Here is a 15,228-nt window from a genome sequence, read left to right on the forward strand (position 1 = left end):
GTATTACTCCTCTGTTTGAGGTTTTGTCACTTTAAAGAATATTGCGTAAAATACGGGTAATAACATCAGGGTAATGATCGTACCCATCGTCAGACCTGCCATGATAGATACCGCCATCGAGCCGTACATCGGATCAGAAACCAAGGGCAACATACCGACAATCGTTGTAGCCGATGCCATGATTACCGGGTTGGCACGGGCAACCGTTGCCTGGATGATGGCATGATACGGATGTAGTCCTTCTTCCGTCATCAAACGATTGATTTCATCAACCAGTACGATCGAGTTCTTGATCATCATACCCATCAAACCGGCCATTCCGATGGTTGCCATGAAGGTAAACGGCAAGCCGGTGGCAATCAAAGCCGGAGCTACACCCACGATTACGAAAGGCAGGCAAATCAGGATCAGGATCACCTTGCGCCAGTCGTTGAAAAGCAGCAGCAGAACTGTCAGGACAATGATCAGAGTCAGCGGATAATAATCAGCCAATGCCTCATTCGATTCGGCCTGCTGTTTGATTTCTCCCATCCAACGCATCGAATATCCCGGAGGTAATGGAATCGACTCGATCTTTTCCTGTATTTCCTTCTGTACTTTCACCGGAGAAGAGCCATTATCGTAATCCGGATCGCATTCCGCTTCGATAGCACGCATACAGTCATAGCGATATACCGTTCCTTCTTCCCAGGCAAGATCCAAGTCTTTCGTTACATTACTCAGCGGTGAACTTTTGAATAGCTCGTTTTCTACATCCGAAGCCTTCATCCCACCACTGAGCAAAACCTTCATGTCATTATCCGACAGATTGATATTCGGCATCATAGTCCAGACAGGAACATCATTCAGATCTTGGATCTTACTGCCATCGGCATTCCGGATTTGCAGATTAATCCGGACTATCTTATCCTTATCGTGTAAAGCTCCTACTGTCAAACCATCTGTTGCCGCCATTAACGCATTCCCTACATCACTTCGGTTAATACCGGTCCGGCGTCCGTCCATTTGCTGATAATAAGCCACCAGACTCTTGTTTCGTTCTTTCCAGTTGTTCTGAACTGAATACGGATCTACTGATTGGGCTTCCCGCATGATCTGTTCTGCTTCGGCACTTAGGCGACGTAGAACTGCCGGGTCCGGACCTTTAAACTGGACTTCAACAGTGTGCGAAGTACTGATTGAGAAGTTGTAACGACGGGTACGGATATAAGCATCCGGATATTCGGCCCGTAAGAACGCCCTCAGACTCGGGATAATCTCACTGCAAGTATTGAAATCTTCACAGTCAACCAATAGTTCTCCGTAACAATCTCCACCATTGGTCATCGGACGGACCAGGCAATAACGGGCTGGAGCACTCCCTTGACTGGCTGTAATCCGTTGTATCTGCGGATACTTCTCTTTCAGTCGGTCGGTTATCTCCAGCAAGTCGTGACGAACCTTTTCCGGATTTGTCTGCGAAGGCATCCAGTATTCCACAACAAACTGATTGTAATCGAAGTCGGGAAAATACAAGTTCTTCACATAGCGGAATGACCAGCCAGCCAAAAGCAATAAAGAAACCGATACGGCCAGTGTCACTTTCTTATGATCTACCAGAAAAGACGTCATTTTCCGTACAAAACGATGGATAGGCTTGTTCAATACTTCGTCCTGTCCCTGCGGATGCTCTTTGATACGCGGTGGCAGAAAACTCTTGGCAAACATAGGAACTTGTGTCATCGCCAGTAACCAACTGATCAGCAGACTGACACACAAGACGAGAAACAAGTCATGAGCATATTCGCTGGCAGAACCTTTCGCCAGAAAGACACATAAAAAGGTGGAGGAAGCAATCAGCGTTGCACCCAACAAAGGCCAGACTGTTTTCCGGCAGATATTGAACAGATACTTTTTGGGTGCCAGTCCGCGACGCTTATCAATCAAGATACCATCCAGGATGACAATGGCATTATCTACCAGCATTCCCATAGCGATGATAAAGGCTCCCAATGAAATTCGTTGTAAGGTCGTACCCAACATCAACAGAACCGGGAAGGAAGCTGCAATCGTCAGTATCAAGCCGGAGCCGATAATCAATCCGCTTCGGAAACCCATAGTAAAGACTAAGGCAAAGACAACGATCAGAACCGATTCGATCAGGTTGACCAAAAAGGAATCGATCGCCTTGTTTACCTTGTCGGGTTGAAAGAAAATCTTTTCCGATTCAAAACCGGCGGGAAGGGTCGTCATCAGTTCAGCCATACGAGCTTCCACCCTTTTTCCGACTTCGGTTACGTTGACACCAGGTTCGGTAGATAACAGAATCGCAATTGCCGGCTTTCCATCTACCCAAAATCCATTGTTCTGTGGTTCCAAATACCCACGTTCTACCTGAGCAATATCGCCCAGTCTGATCTGTTCGCCGGTCATTGTCTTGATCAGCAGATTCTCGATGTCTTTTTCATCTTTAAGCTGTTCGCTCACCCGAAGTTGTATCCGGTTATTCCCGGCTTCATACTTTCCGGCTTCAACGGTTTTGTGGGCAGCATCAATACCTGTCATGATTTGGGTAGCCGTCATTCCGTTGCGGGCCAGGTTTTCTTTGGGCAATGTAATATTGATACATTCATCCCGGCTACCAAATAAAGTGACTCGCTTGACACCGTTTACTCCCAGCAGATTCCGACGAAGGTATTCTGCATAGGTTGTCATTTCACGGTTGTCATAACCCTCGGCTTTTAAGGCATAGAACATACCATATACATCCGACACATCATCAATCACCATCGGTGTGCTACAACCACTGGGTAGCATGGCAGAGACATCATTGACTTTCCGACGTAACAAATCCCAGTATTGTTGTACCTGACTTTCGGGAACCGTCATTTTCATCTCTACCGTTACCAGGCCCATGCCATTCGACGATTCACTTGAGATATAATTCACCTCCGGCATGGAACGTAGGGCTTCTTCCAATACAGCGACGGCTTCCAGTTCTACTTCATGGGCCGAAGCACCCGGATACAATACCACAACATTTGCCTGCTTGATACTGATTTCCGGATCTTCCAGTTTCGGCATCTTACTGTAGGAATAAATTCCACCAAGAATAATAGCCACCATCAACGACCAGAACAGAGTCGGTCGCTTGATAAAGTATTTACTCAATTTCATGGTTTACCCTCTCTGATTAAATAATTCCTCCAACATTGGTTTCCGACGGAGTTTCTATGACTCCTACTTTTTCATGCTCCACCAAAGCTTTCACTCCAGCTTTCACAATACGCTCATCACCGTTTAGTCCTTGACGGATTTGCAAAGCTCCACCCGGAAGCATCCGGTCCACTATAACTTCCCGGCGACTGACAGTCGAATCTGCATTGAACAACCAGACAAAACTGTTACCACCTTCTGATTGGAATACCGAACTTTCCGGAACTACGAATGTATTTCGTACCGTTTCATTATTTTGGATGTGGATATTTACTTCTACATTCATGCCTGCAGTCAGTACTGATTGCGCTTCATGCGGTAAAGCAAATTTGACTTTATACAGTTGATTACCGTTGGCCTTTTGGTTAATACTGATCCATTTCAGGTTAAATCGTTTGTCAGGCCATTGGGGAGACACACAGTCAAAGCCTGAAAAATCAGCTTGCCGGATATATAAGGACGCAGGAATATCAGTTTCTACCTCAAAGTGATTTACATCCAGTAATGTGACAACCGCTGTCCCGGCTCCGATCATTTCGCCAGCCCGGAAATTTACTTGTTGGATATAACCACTCACTGGCGCTCTCAATACAGTATATTCACAATTCAGCTTGCTTTGTTCTAACTGGATACGTAGTTGTTCTAATCCGGCCAAAGCCTTTTCATAATCGTTCCCACTCATACCATTTTGCTGGTACATACGTTCCATACGGCCAACTTCCTTTTGCGTCTGTTCATATTGGATCTGGGCTGCATCCAGATTCAGTTGAAAGTCTTTGCTGTCTAATGAAGCAATTACTTGACCTTGACGTACGAAGTCTCCTTCTTTTACAGCGAGCTTTTCAATAACACCACCCACGCGGAAACCAACACTGATTTCTTCTGATTCCTTGACAAATCCGGAGAAATGTTTGGTTGTAACATCTCCATTTTTAATAGGAGTCGTTAATGCTACATGATGTAATACAGGCTTTTGTTTTATATCTTGATGGCAAGATAACAGGCAAAAGCCGATGAATACGAAAATACTTACATTCTTTTTCATAAATAATACCTCTTTATTGTGCTGCAAAAGTACACCAAACGATATATACGGCTGGAGGAAAATATGCACAATCATTGTGCATATTTTCCGGTATAATTTGCATTTTGGAGAAAATGAACTTATCTTCGTAAGGACGACTTAAATTTTCCGATTCACCATGTACCGAAAGAAGAAAATAGTTCAAATACAGATTTCACAAATTCCACATCAGTTTGCCCAAGGTGTATTGAAAGATCAATACATGCTTTTTGATAATTTGGATGAAGAAAAAACGACAAACTTGCAAAAGACGGATGATCCGATTCAAACGAATGATTTGCTTTCAATACATATCGTTCGGGGAACACTCGAAATGGAAGTCAATCATGAAACGATTATCTTGAAAGAGAGGCAAATTATCTCGATTATGCCGGGATCAATCTTCAAGTTGCTACAGAATTCTCCGGATCTGATTTATTTTGGATTCGCCATACATACCGATCGAATTACCAAAATGCTGAGAAACCTCCGTATTGAAACCAGCTTATCAGAGCGCAGTCAATGTTTCTACAAACATCAGGGAAACGTACAGACCTTGTCTGATAGTCTTAAGATTTATAAGTTGATTAAAGATGAACTGGCTCTTCCGGCTTATCAGACACAGCCGTTAGTAATCCAGCGATATTGTGAAATCCTGACTTTGAAAGATTATAAACTATATGAAGAATCAGAACGTGCTATTGCCACTTCCACTAACAACCGCCAGGAAGAATTGTTTCATTTGTTCCTCCAGTTGCTGGAAGAGAACTATTTGAGAGAAAGGAATACCGGCTTTTATGCTTCCAAACTCTGTATTAGCCCTAAATATTTGTCCTCTATCATCAAGGAGCAAAGTGGAAAGACTTGTGCAGATTGGATTGATGAATATATCTCCTTCAATGCACGCACTCTGTTAAAAGACAGTGCCTTGAGTATCAAACAAATCAGTGATCGGTTAGGATTTCCGTCCCAAAGCGTATTTGGCCGTTTCTTTAAGAAGGTGAATGGGGTTTCGCCTAAAGTATTTCGTAATCAACAAGATCTTTGATCGGGATACAATAATCAGGAATATCAGGCGTTTTATCATTGAAAACAATATTAAAACAGAGAGGAGTGATGAGATGAAACAGTGTATGTATTGGTTGGTTCTTTTGTGTTGCGTGCTATTAACCGCGACGGGTTGTCAGCATGACCCTGTCGTTTATGCGGAAAGAATTGAGATAGTGAAGGAACTTCCGGTTTATTGTTCACAGTTGGATAGCAGTAAATTGGTGTCTGCTGATGAAATCAATTGGGAGACGATAGCCTTTCAATCCGAAGATGAGGTGAAAACCTATTTTTCGGAAGCCTTCCTGCAAGCTTATCCAGATTATCTGAAAGTCGATTTTAGTAAATATACTTTGTTGGTCCGTACTTATTATGATTTTAGGGACTATGAAAAGCGAGCATTTTCGTTGGTGAAAAATATGGAAGAAAAGATCCTTTATTTTTCTATTTATACAGAAAACGTAGTTTCTGATAATCCGGAACCGGAGAAGGTTTACATAGAAAGAATAGCTTTTGTGGTGGAGAAACTGGATAAGGATTATTCGATTAAAACGACTTGTTCGGTTGGGGCCAGTGAATAATCATGAGCATGTGTTACTTTTAGATTTAAAAAACAGCAGCCACCGTGGATAGGTGACTGCCGAATTAGTTTGCGTGTTATTCAAAGAAAGAATAGACTGTCGAAATATTGACAATCTCCGGATTATGCGGTAATTCCCAAACGGTATAATTCAAACTGTCTATTTCGAGAAGAAGTGGTTGTGTTTTGTCGTTTGTGTGTCCGTTCCAATTGCTGATAAGCGTATTTCCATTCGGATAACGAATGGCTTCGGCTACGAACAAAAGCGGATCACCTTCCAGTTGTCCCGACTGGACAGTATGATCAGACTGACCTGTACGAGGGTTCAATTCTTCCAGTTTATGTCCATCTCCACACGAAACCAACCAATTCCCGTTGGTCAGGATTTGAACAGAAAAAGGTGTCCCGCCGCAAGGTATTCGTTTGAGTACTTCTCCTTGACGACTCATTTCAATAACTTCTCCACGTCCCATGAGAGGGATTAGATACGTGTTTTCTGGTGTCTTAACGATCTGCCTGAATTGACTGTGAATATCGGCGATCGAGGTATCGAATGTTAATTCATAAATAGGTTTGCCGTCCGCCGACAGCTCGATGATTCGAGACGGATGCCCGCATAGGGCTAATAGGTATTTCCCGTCGGTTAGTTGTGTGGCTGTATAAAGTTCTTCTTTTTCGTCTGCTTTGAAATCCCAGAGAACCTCTTGCTGGCGGTTGATCAATCTGGCGCCGGTTGTATAGGCATACAAGATGTTTCCTTCGGTTGTCAATTCAATATCATTGCAATCTTCGCCCGGCTGTAGCGGATGTGTCCATTCGATTTTACCGCTGGCTTTGTCAAGAATAGAAACTTGTTTCCAGCCACAGCCGGAAACAAGTAACTTTTCCTGCTTGTCATCGCAGGATGGAAATAATAACAGACAGTACAAAAGAAAATTCACTCCCCATATTTTCATGCTTAATCTTCCTCCATCACGACTCTGAATCCTACATTATATACTTTCTGATAATCGCGGTATGGCAAGCGGAAAGAAGATGTAGCCCGATATGGCCGGTCGTACCACGAACCACCTCTTACTACACGTTTCCCTTTTCCTGCCTGAGGATCATTTCTTCCGTCGTTCTCTTGATACGGATAAGGTTGATAAACAGATCGGGTCCATTCCCAAACATTACCGTGCATGTCGAAAAGATCCCACGGACTGCGAATGTATCTTCCTACAGATTCAGAGATGAAACCACCATCATTATAAGTCGTATCGCGTGGAATCCAGTCATCATATTTATTCGGATTCTGGATAATCTCTGCACTTTCATAGAATTTATAAGCTGTACATGCCGCAAATTCTTTCAGTTTGATATCACCTAAGTTGGCGTATGATGAGAAATCACTCTTCAAATCACCAAACCAGAATGCTGTATTGCTACCGGAACGGCACGCCCATTCCCATTGTGCTTCGGTTGGTAACGTGAACTTCATACCTGTTTTTTCGGATAACCATTGACAGTATTCCATGGCTTCTTTCCAAGAGATACGAACTGCCGGCTGATTGTCTCCATTCATGGAATATCCACGTCGTCCGAACTGGTAACCATGCCGGTGTTCGTCGCGGCTGTCATGTTGAGGATTGAATGCCCGATACTGTTCATTTGTAATCTCAAAACGACCAATCCAGAATGGCTTGTCAATCTTTGTAATTGTCTGAGGCATTTCATCCGGATGCCGTTGGCTACCCATGATGAACGAACCAGCCGGAACTTTCACCAATTCTAATTTGATACCATTTCCCAAGTCGATTGTCTTTTGGAAGTTCCCTAATCCGATTTGAGCCCATTGTGCGTTACCCCAACTGCTGTAAGCTGTTTTTATCGGATCATATAGCGGCCATTTCTCCAGGGCTGTGTCACCTACTTCTACCTGTAATGGCGCAGGTCGAACAGGCTCGATATTCTGTGGGATTTCCGGCAGCCATTCTGTTTTGATCTCCGGAGCACCGAACATTTCCCGGTATAATGCCCGCAATTTATGACTTTCTTCGGTATTCGGATAGTTCGGAATATCAGAACGGCGGCCATGGAACGGCGCGTTGAAGTCGATCCAACAAGATAACTTTTCGATGGTTTCCTGATCCAGTTTTACATTATAATGTCCTTTCTGCAAGATTTGCATCAGTTCTGTCTGGTCGGCATGAACGTCCATCGGTACTAACATGTGCATGTCGCTTTCAATTCCCGGACGACGAACATACCGATGCAGGTTTGCATACGATAACGTGAAATGACCTCCGTAATCTTCTCCAGCACGTCCACTGATACGTGAAGTCCAGTCTGTAATCCATTTATCACCTTTTAAATAAGGTTTGTCAGGACGGTTTTCTTGGTTATGGCAACAAATACAATACTTATCTAATACTGGTTGTACTTCGTGCCGGTAACTGAAGCCACGTTCTTCACCATACCATTTCCGTATTTGTTGAGGCTCCTTCTTTGAAGCAATTGTCATTTTAGGAATAGGAATGGTGTTTTTATCTTCGTGGCAACCGATACAAGAAACGGTCTCACCCGGCATTCCAGTCAACCAGCTACGCATCAGCTGTAAAGCTTTTCCTTCTTCATCCAGCGGCTGAATGAATATTGCCGTATTGGCCGGTATTGTAAACATGGCAGAACCGTCTTCTTCAACATCGACTTCTCCTAAAATCCGTTTTACATCCCAAGGACCGTCCATACCAATCGTTCCCAATAAACCGCCTTGCCGTAACGGACTGAAATCATACGACCCGATACGCAGTTTTTTCACGGTACCTTTGGGAATTCCTTTCAATCCATCACCATGATAAATGTCCTGAAGGAAAACGGTTGCAGTCTTTTTACTCAAATCAATCCGATTCGGAATAACCATCGGTTGCTTACGGGCTTCCAACAGAACGGGTTCCAGATAGGCGGTTTCTTCCTGTTCGGCAATAAGAGTACGGTTATCAAACCGGTCCACAAGATACAGGCCCCATAAACTGGTCGGACTTTCTTTCATGGATACTAAAAAGTAATTCTCGTTTAATGGAAATGGCTGTAGGAATTGAGGCCATATGCCATCGGGCAGACGGTCGCGAACCAAAGGTTCCACTTTCTTGCCTGCATAAGGAATTTCTGCAATTACTCCATCTGCTTCCTGCCGGCCTTTACGTGTATCGATGACTAATAGCCGTCCGCTTCTGGATACACTATGATGTCCGGTTGCAACACCTACGATACAAGATGGATGATTGGGAATAGGACGAGCATTGAAGAATGACGTCGGGAAATAAGAGTTCGAACCATAAAAGGAGGTTTGTGTTGTTCCGTCCGGATTCATTGTAAACATAATACGGGAGTTGGAATGAGGTATATCCGCATATTCCCAGCGTTGATATAATACGGTTCCGTTCTCCATCATTACGGGTCCCCAGTTACTATCCTGATCATATGTCAATTGCCGGGTTTGTCCGGTTGTAGGATTGTATGTGAACAAACCGCACATCTTATTTTCTCCGTTAGTACAAGGCAAACCTAAAAAGGTTCCGGTAGAACAGAATATGTAATTTCCTTCCGGAGTATAACATCCGTCGAAAGAATCGAAATGTTTGTAAGATTCGGGTGTTAATTGCCGAGTTTTACCAGTTTGCGTATCCAATTCAAACAAATGCCAACGGTCGGAAGTACCTATGGACGAATACATCAATTTAGTTCCGTCAAACGAAGGCTCCGGATCGGTAACGATCATTCCATCTGCCGGTTTGTATAAAACCGTTGATTTGATTTTACCATCTTGTACGGAAATACTGACAAACTCATTGTTCCAGCCCGTTTTCGGATTCCATATCTCTGAATTGTTCTGGAAGTTGGAAGGAGCGATTCCTAATTCCCCACTCATGGCTGTACGTGCTTTTTCTCCTAAGTGTCGTTGGATAACAACCATTTTCTTCCCGGCCAAAAGAGGATTGGCAAGCAGATTCTTGTCCAGTTTCTTTAATAACTGGATAGCTTGTTTCTCTGCTTTTTTATCTTGTTTGTTCAGTCCCTCGATAAGGGTCTGCCGATTTGCTTCCAATTCCTGTATGGTCTTTTCCCAGTCTGCGTCTGCTTGATAAGTCTTAGGAAATTGCTTTTGCAAATCCAAGATTGCTGATTTATAACTTTGTGGTGAATAATAGGTTAACCGATGAACCAAATCCTGCCATGCGTCTTGAGCCAGGATAGAAGGAATATATCCCAGCCCCAAGCACAAAGACATGCTTAGAAGAATACGTTTCATTATATATAGATTTAGTAAGTTAATGTTGTTTTGGACAAATGTAGGGAATATATCGGGCTTATTTTAGGGTATTAAAAGAGGAAAATTATACAAAATCAGCGATTTTCGATATTTTATTCTTATGTTTGCAAAAAACGGAGAAATGCAACAGACGGATTTATTGAATAGAAAGTCTTTATCTATACTATATACGGATTATGTTTCTGTGGGGACTTGGTGGAATTTTCAGGATGTAATCAGTCCTTTCAATCGTCTCTATCTCGTAACTGACGGCTATGCGGCTGTTCATATCCGTGGGCAACGAATGGAACTTTCGGCCGGCGATTTGTTCTTGATTCCTAAATTTACCTTTCATAGTTATACCTGTGAACAGCGTATGACACATTATTATATATGCTTTACAGATGAGATAGTTGGAGGGAGAAGCTTGTTTCAATCTTCGGCTTTGCAATTAAAACAACGGGCTACCGAATTGGACTATTTGTTGATGCAGCGTTTCTTTCAGTTGAATCCGGATAGAAAATTACCTTCTGTTGATCCTAAAGTTTATGATAATCAAAAGAATCTGTTCAAATGCAAGGAAGATTTTCCTGAGACTAATCCTGTCAAGGAGTTGGAAAGTAATGGGATACTCCTGCAACTGTTTTCCCGATTTATAACCGCTGAAAGTCTTTCTGGAGTTGAACGCACTCACTCTTGTGAGAAGATGGATACTGTTATTCAATATATTCATCAGCATTTAGGGGAACGGATCTTTGTAACGGATTTGGCAACTCTGGCATGTCTGACACCGGATCATTTCTCAAAAGTATTTAAGCGGGTGATGGGGTTACCGCCTTGTGAGTATATTCTTGAAAAGCGAATCCAGCGTGCACAGACACTTTTGCTGACATCTGATTTGTCTATTTCCGCGATAGCCGATAAAGTGGGTATTCCGGACTTATCCCAATTTTCCCGTCTTTTCACACGATTACTGCACTGTTCTCCGCGCGAATACCGCAAGCGCTTGTTGTTATGATGCTGAATTATCCAAGGAAAATTCGTATCTTTGCGCCTCTAAACACTTAAACAATTCTATTATTTATGATTACATCAGACCAACTACATGACGTGTTGGAGCGCGAGCAAGCGCTGAGGGGGTATCTTTGACATTGATGGTAAGTCCATTCAATTAGAAGAAGAAGAATTACGTACACAGGATCCTGCTTTCTGGGAAGATGCCAAACGGGCTGAAGCTCAGATGAAGAAAGTGAAAGACTTGAAGAAATGGATCGAATTGTATAACGATGTGAAGGCGGCTGCCGATGAGGTTCAGTTGGCTTATGAATATGTGAAAGAAGGAATCGTCTCTGAAGAAGAGCTGGATGCCAATTATGCCAAGGCAATCGAGCTGATTGAAAACCTGGAATTCCGCAATATGCTTCGGGATGAAGCCGACCAGATGAGTTGTGTATTGAAGATCAATTCAGGTGCCGGTGGAACAGAAAGTCAGGACTGGGCATCCATGTTGTATCGTATGTACACTCGTTGGGCAGAGGCAAATGGATATAAGATTTCTATTGCCAACTACCAGGACGGAGATGAAGCTGGTATCAAAACGGCGACAATCAATATCGAAGGTGATTATGCGTATGGGTATTTGAAGAGTGAGAACGGAGTCCATCGTTTGGTTCGTGTTTCACCATATAATGCGCAAGGAAAACGAATGACTTCATTTGCTTCGGTGTTCGTAACTCCATTGGTTGACGATTCTATTGAGGTGAAGATTGATCAGGCTGCTATTTCTTGGGATACTTTCCGTTCGGGTGGTGCCGGAGGTCAGAATGTGAATAAGGTAGAGTCTGGAGTTCGTTTGCGTTATCAATTTAAAGATCCTTATACCGGTGAGGAAGAAGAAATCTTGATTGAGAATACGGAAACCCGAGATCAGCCGAAAAACCGAGAGAATGCCATGCGTCAGTTACGTTCTATCTTGTATGATAAGGAACTAAAACACCGGATGGCTGAACAGGAAAAGGTCGAAGCTGGAAAGAAGAAGATCGAATGGGGATCACAAATCCGCAGTTATGTGTTTGATGACCGTCGGGTGAAAGATCATCGGACTAATTACCAAACTTCCGACGTAACAGGTGTGATGGATGGAAAGATCGACGGTTTCATCAAAGCTTATCTGATGGAATTTGCCGGATCTGAATCTGCTGAAAAATAGAAATAAACAGAGTTATCAACAATCTGTTAATAAAAAATCTGGGTGCAATATTTGCGTATGTCAAGAATAAGTCGTAATATTGCACCCGATTTCAGAACACATGTTCTTTGAAAGACTGGTCCTATAGCTCAGTTGGTTAGAGCACCTGACTCATAATCAGGGAGTCCTTGGTTCAAGCCCAAGTGGGACCACTTTTATTTATTGAATCACTTGCGAGTTTTTCGTAAGTGATTTTTTTGTTTATATATATTCTCAAATCTATTAGGCATGAAAAGACTGTTTTTATCTTTCTGCATTGGGCTGGCTTGTTGCTCTTTGTCTGCCCAGTCTTTTGTTACTTATTCTAATCCGGTGATACCGGGAGATGTTGCCGATCCTACGATTATTCGGGCTGGCGATGTATATTATGCTGCCGGGACATCTTCTGAATGGGCTCCCTTTTATCCTTTATTCCAATCGTATGATTTGGTGAACTGGCGACAGATCGGACATTTGTTTGAAGAGCAGCCTGCTTGGACGAAATCTTCTTTCTGGGCACCAGAGTTATTCTATTATCGGGGAACATATTATGTGTATTATACGGCTCGTCGGAAATCGGATGGGATTTCCTATATCGGTGTAGCCACTTCTGATACACCGTCCGGACCTTATACAGATCATGGAGTTGTTGTTGAATATGGAACAGAAGCCATTGATGCCTTTATCCTGGAAGATGAAGGGCAACTCTATATTTCTTGGAAGGCTTATGGATTGGACGATCGTCCGATCGAATTGCTGGGTTGCAAATTGTCGGCTGATGGATTAAGATTGGAAGGTGAGCCTTTTTCGTTGTTGAAAGATGAGGAAAGGCGGGGGATGGAAGGACAACACTGGCTGAAACTGGGAGATTATTATTATCTGATCTATTCGGTGAATGGTTGCTGTGGGCCGAAAAGTGATTATGCGGTATCTGTAGCCCGTTCCAAATCATTACAGGGGCCGTATGAGAAGTACGAAGGAAATCCGATTTTACACGGTGGGGATGAGATTCAGTCATGCGGACATGGAACGGTAACTACAACGCCCGACGGACGGATGTATTATCTTTGTCATGCTTATTTCCCGGGGGAAGATTTTTTCATGGGACGTCAGCCGATTCTGCAGGAGCTGGTATTGGGGGATGATGCCTGGTTGCATTTCAAGGAAGGTGAAACAGCTTCCACGGAGCATCGGTTACCGTTGGCAGGGCATGTGCAGCAACCGCTTCCTGATTTCTATGATGATTTTACTTCAGACCGCTTACGTGTGGAATGGACTTGGAATTATCCGTTTGCCACACCTCATATTCAGTTGTTTGGCGGCCGCCTGTCTTTAAGTGGAGAACCGAAAGCAGATGCTGGGGCAGGTACTGCTTTGTGTTTGCGTCCGGTAGCAGCCGATTATACATTTGAAACGGTTCTCCTGAATCAGAATGAAGCTCGCAAAGGTATAACTTATGTATGGTGATGATAGGAATCTGCTCTCAATTACATGTCGGAATAATCAACTGGAACTATCTTTACGGAAAGATGGAAAAGAAACTCCGTTGTCCGCTCCGGTTATTCTTCCCATACCGGAAAGAGGCGAAACGCCAGTTTATCTGCGTTTACAAGTAAAAGCGGGTTGTCAGTATGCTTTCTTTTACAGTCTGAATGGTAAGGATTGGACACAGATCAAGCAGCAAGTCCAAAATGCTGATCTGGTGCAATGGGATCGGGTTGCCCGTCCCGGATTATATTATGAAGGGAAAACCGGAGAAGCTTTATTCGAATATGCTTTGATGCGTAATCAGCAGTAGAAAAGATTTACAGAAGGAATGAAAAACGATTCTCGTGAGTTTCCTGTCGGATTCTCAGGAGGATCGTTTTCGTTTCTCGTTGGATTTGAAATGACTTGCAACATCTTTCGTGTTAGCATTTTATTCTTGGAATAAGGCACGGGCGATAGTCAGATCGAATGGGGTCGTGATCTTTATGTTTTCCCGGTTCGATAAAACCATGGCAACTTGGAAGCCGGCTGCTTCAACTACCGAGGCATCATCGGTAAAAGTATCCGTATAAGGCTGTTGATACGCATTTAGCAACGTGTCAGATGTAAATACCTGAGGTGTATGAACGGCATAATACAGCGAACGATCTACCGGACAACTACTCCCGTCGGCCTGTTTCATCCGGAGTGAATCAATCATCGGCAGGGCAGGAACGACAGCACCCGTTTCTTCGGCTTTAGAGAAACAGGCAGAGATTACTTCCGGAGATACAAATGGACGGACACCGTCGTGTACAGCGATCAAGACTTTTTCGCCGGAAGCTTCTATTTCTTCTCGAATCGCATTCAGTCCGTTCTGTACAGAATGAAAACGGGTTTCTCCTCCATTGACAATCCGATGAGGAGCCTTGCATCCGATTTCCTTACAGAGCATCTTCCAATATGCTTGGTGATCAATAGGTAGAACAAGAATGATATTTATCTGATTGTCCCACATCCAAAACTTCTCAACGGTATGCATAAGCACTGGTTTTCCTGCCATTGGAATGAACTGCTTGGGTAAATCTCCACCCATACGCAAGCCTTTTCCGCCAGCAACGATGATGACATATCTTTTCATGATTCCAGTTCCTCCAATACTTTCTTTACTTCTTCATCTACTTTATACAGTTTGTCTTTGCAGAGCTTAATCAGACGGGTGGCTTCTTTTACATTGTCCAGTAAACAATCCACGTCTAAATCTCCCCGTTCGATATCTGCTACGATACGACGTAACTTGTCGATGGCTTCGTTGTATGATTCTGCTTTCTTTGCCATATGCCTGTAAATGTTATATA

General features: G+C 43.3%; 10 protein-coding genes, 1 tRNA gene and 1 pseudogene. 6 read left to right on the forward strand and 6 right to left on the reverse strand.

Annotated elements, in window-relative coordinates:
* Positions 1 to 3: 3 nt before the first annotated feature.
* Together MUN53_RS12150 and MUN53_RS12155 are read right to left on the reverse strand one after the other, a co-directional pair.
* On the reverse strand, positions 4 to 3,156 hold the full coding sequence (locus MUN53_RS12150; RefSeq protein WP_243325678.1) for an efflux RND transporter permease subunit: 3,153 nt from the start codon (positions 3,154 to 3,156) through the stop codon (positions 4 to 6).
* Between the two features lie 16 nt (positions 3,157 to 3,172).
* On the reverse strand, positions 3,173 to 4,240 hold the full coding sequence (locus tag MUN53_RS12155) for an efflux RND transporter periplasmic adaptor subunit (protein WP_243325679.1): 1,068 nt from the start codon (positions 4,238 to 4,240) through the stop codon (positions 3,173 to 3,175).
* Positions 4,241 to 4,397: 157 nt separating this feature from the next.
* On the opposite strand from MUN53_RS12155, the gene MUN53_RS12160 reads away from it, so the two are divergent.
* Positions 4,398 to 5,306, forward strand: coding sequence for a helix-turn-helix domain-containing protein (locus MUN53_RS12160; protein ID WP_243325680.1), 909 nt, complete (start codon positions 4,398 to 4,400; stop codon positions 5,304 to 5,306).
* Between the two features lie 73 nt (positions 5,307 to 5,379).
* A complete protein-coding gene (locus tag MUN53_RS12165) occupies positions 5,380 to 5,886 on the forward strand; it encodes a hypothetical protein (RefSeq protein ID WP_243325681.1) in 507 nt (168 codons plus the stop codon).
* A gap of 76 nt (positions 5,887 to 5,962) precedes the next feature.
* Here the strand turns inward: MUN53_RS12165 and MUN53_RS12170 are convergent, their stop codons facing one another.
* Both MUN53_RS12170 and MUN53_RS12175 read right to left on the reverse strand, forming a co-directional pair.
* Positions 5,963 to 6,841, reverse strand: a complete 879-nt coding sequence (locus tag MUN53_RS12170) for a beta-propeller domain-containing protein (RefSeq protein WP_243325682.1) — start codon at positions 6,839 to 6,841, stop codon at positions 5,963 to 5,965.
* Positions 6,842 to 6,843: 2 nt separating this feature from the next.
* Positions 6,844 to 10,176 (reverse strand): SUMF1/EgtB/PvdO family nonheme iron enzyme, encoded by a 3,333-nt coding sequence (locus MUN53_RS12175; protein WP_243325683.1) that lies wholly within the window; start codon positions 10,174 to 10,176, stop codon positions 6,844 to 6,846.
* Positions 10,177 to 10,297: 121 nt separating this feature from the next.
* Between MUN53_RS12175 and MUN53_RS12180 the strand changes: the two genes are divergently transcribed.
* The 4 genes and pseudogenes from MUN53_RS12180 to MUN53_RS12195 all read left to right on the forward strand — a co-directional run bounded on the left by MUN53_RS12180 (position 10,298) and on the right by MUN53_RS12195 (position 14,201).
* A complete protein-coding gene (locus tag MUN53_RS12180; protein ID WP_243325684.1) occupies positions 10,298 to 11,194 on the forward strand; it encodes a helix-turn-helix domain-containing protein in 897 nt (298 codons plus the stop codon).
* Positions 11,195 to 11,259: 65 nt separating this feature from the next.
* Positions 11,260 to 12,385 (forward strand): peptide chain release factor 2 gene (prfB, locus tag MUN53_RS12185; protein WP_243325686.1). Its coding sequence is split into 2 segments (ribosomal slippage): positions 11,260 to 11,322 and positions 11,324 to 12,385, totalling 1,125 coding nucleotides; the frame shifts between segments, so codons are not numbered across the junction.
* 117 nt (positions 12,386 to 12,502) lie between these two features.
* Positions 12,503 to 12,576: transfer RNA gene (locus MUN53_RS12190), tRNA-Ile, on the forward strand.
* A gap of 76 nt (positions 12,577 to 12,652) precedes the next feature.
* Positions 12,653 to 14,201: pseudogene (locus MUN53_RS12195) on the forward strand (family 43 glycosylhydrolase).
* Positions 14,202 to 14,321: 120 nt separating this feature from the next.
* On the opposite strand, the gene MUN53_RS12205 reads toward MUN53_RS12195, so the two are convergent.
* Together MUN53_RS12205 and xseB are read right to left on the reverse strand one after the other, a co-directional pair.
* Entirely contained in the window at positions 14,322 to 15,011 is a 690-nt protein-coding gene (locus MUN53_RS12205; protein WP_243325692.1) for a 2-C-methyl-D-erythritol 4-phosphate cytidylyltransferase, read from the reverse strand.
* Entirely contained in the window at positions 15,008 to 15,208 is a 201-nt protein-coding gene (gene xseB / locus MUN53_RS12210; protein ID WP_022454863.1) for an exodeoxyribonuclease VII small subunit, read from the reverse strand. The genes MUN53_RS12205 and xseB overlap by 4 nt, the downstream gene beginning before the upstream one ends.
* Positions 15,209 to 15,228: the final 20 nt, after the last annotated feature.

Origin of the sequence: Parabacteroides faecalis, from assembly GCF_022809355.1 — a bacterium.
In the GTDB taxonomy this organism is placed as follows: domain Bacteria; phylum Bacteroidota; class Bacteroidia; order Bacteroidales; family Tannerellaceae; genus Parabacteroides; species Parabacteroides faecalis.

Excerpts from the sequence above, each read along its gene's own strand:
- MUN53_RS12150 (WP_243325678.1), bottom strand. The coding sequence starts at position 3,156 with ATGAAATTGAGTAAATACTTTATCAAGCGACCGACTCTGTTCTGGTCG.
- MUN53_RS12155 (WP_243325679.1), bottom strand. The coding sequence starts at position 4,240 with ATGAAAAAGAATGTAAGTATTTTCGTATTCATCGGCTTTTGCCTGTTA.
- MUN53_RS12160 (WP_243325680.1), top strand. The coding sequence starts at position 4,398 with ATGTACCGAAAGAAGAAAATAGTTCAAATACAGATTTCACAAATTCCA.
- MUN53_RS12165 (WP_243325681.1), top strand. The coding sequence starts at position 5,380 with ATGAAACAGTGTATGTATTGGTTGGTTCTTTTGTGTTGCGTGCTATTA.
- MUN53_RS12170 (WP_243325682.1), bottom strand. The coding sequence starts at position 6,841 with ATGAAAATATGGGGAGTGAATTTTCTTTTGTACTGTCTGTTATTATTT.
- MUN53_RS12175 (WP_243325683.1), bottom strand. The coding sequence starts at position 10,176 with ATGAAACGTATTCTTCTAAGCATGTCTTTGTGCTTGGGGCTGGGATAT.
- MUN53_RS12180 (WP_243325684.1), top strand. The coding sequence starts at position 10,298 with ATGTTTGCAAAAAACGGAGAAATGCAACAGACGGATTTATTGAATAGA.
- MUN53_RS12205 (WP_243325692.1), bottom strand. The coding sequence starts at position 15,011 with ATGAAAAGATATGTCATCATCGTTGCTGGCGGAAAAGGCTTGCGTATG.
- xseB (WP_022454863.1), bottom strand. The coding sequence starts at position 15,208 with ATGGCAAAGAAAGCAGAATCATACAACGAAGCCATCGACAAGTTACGT.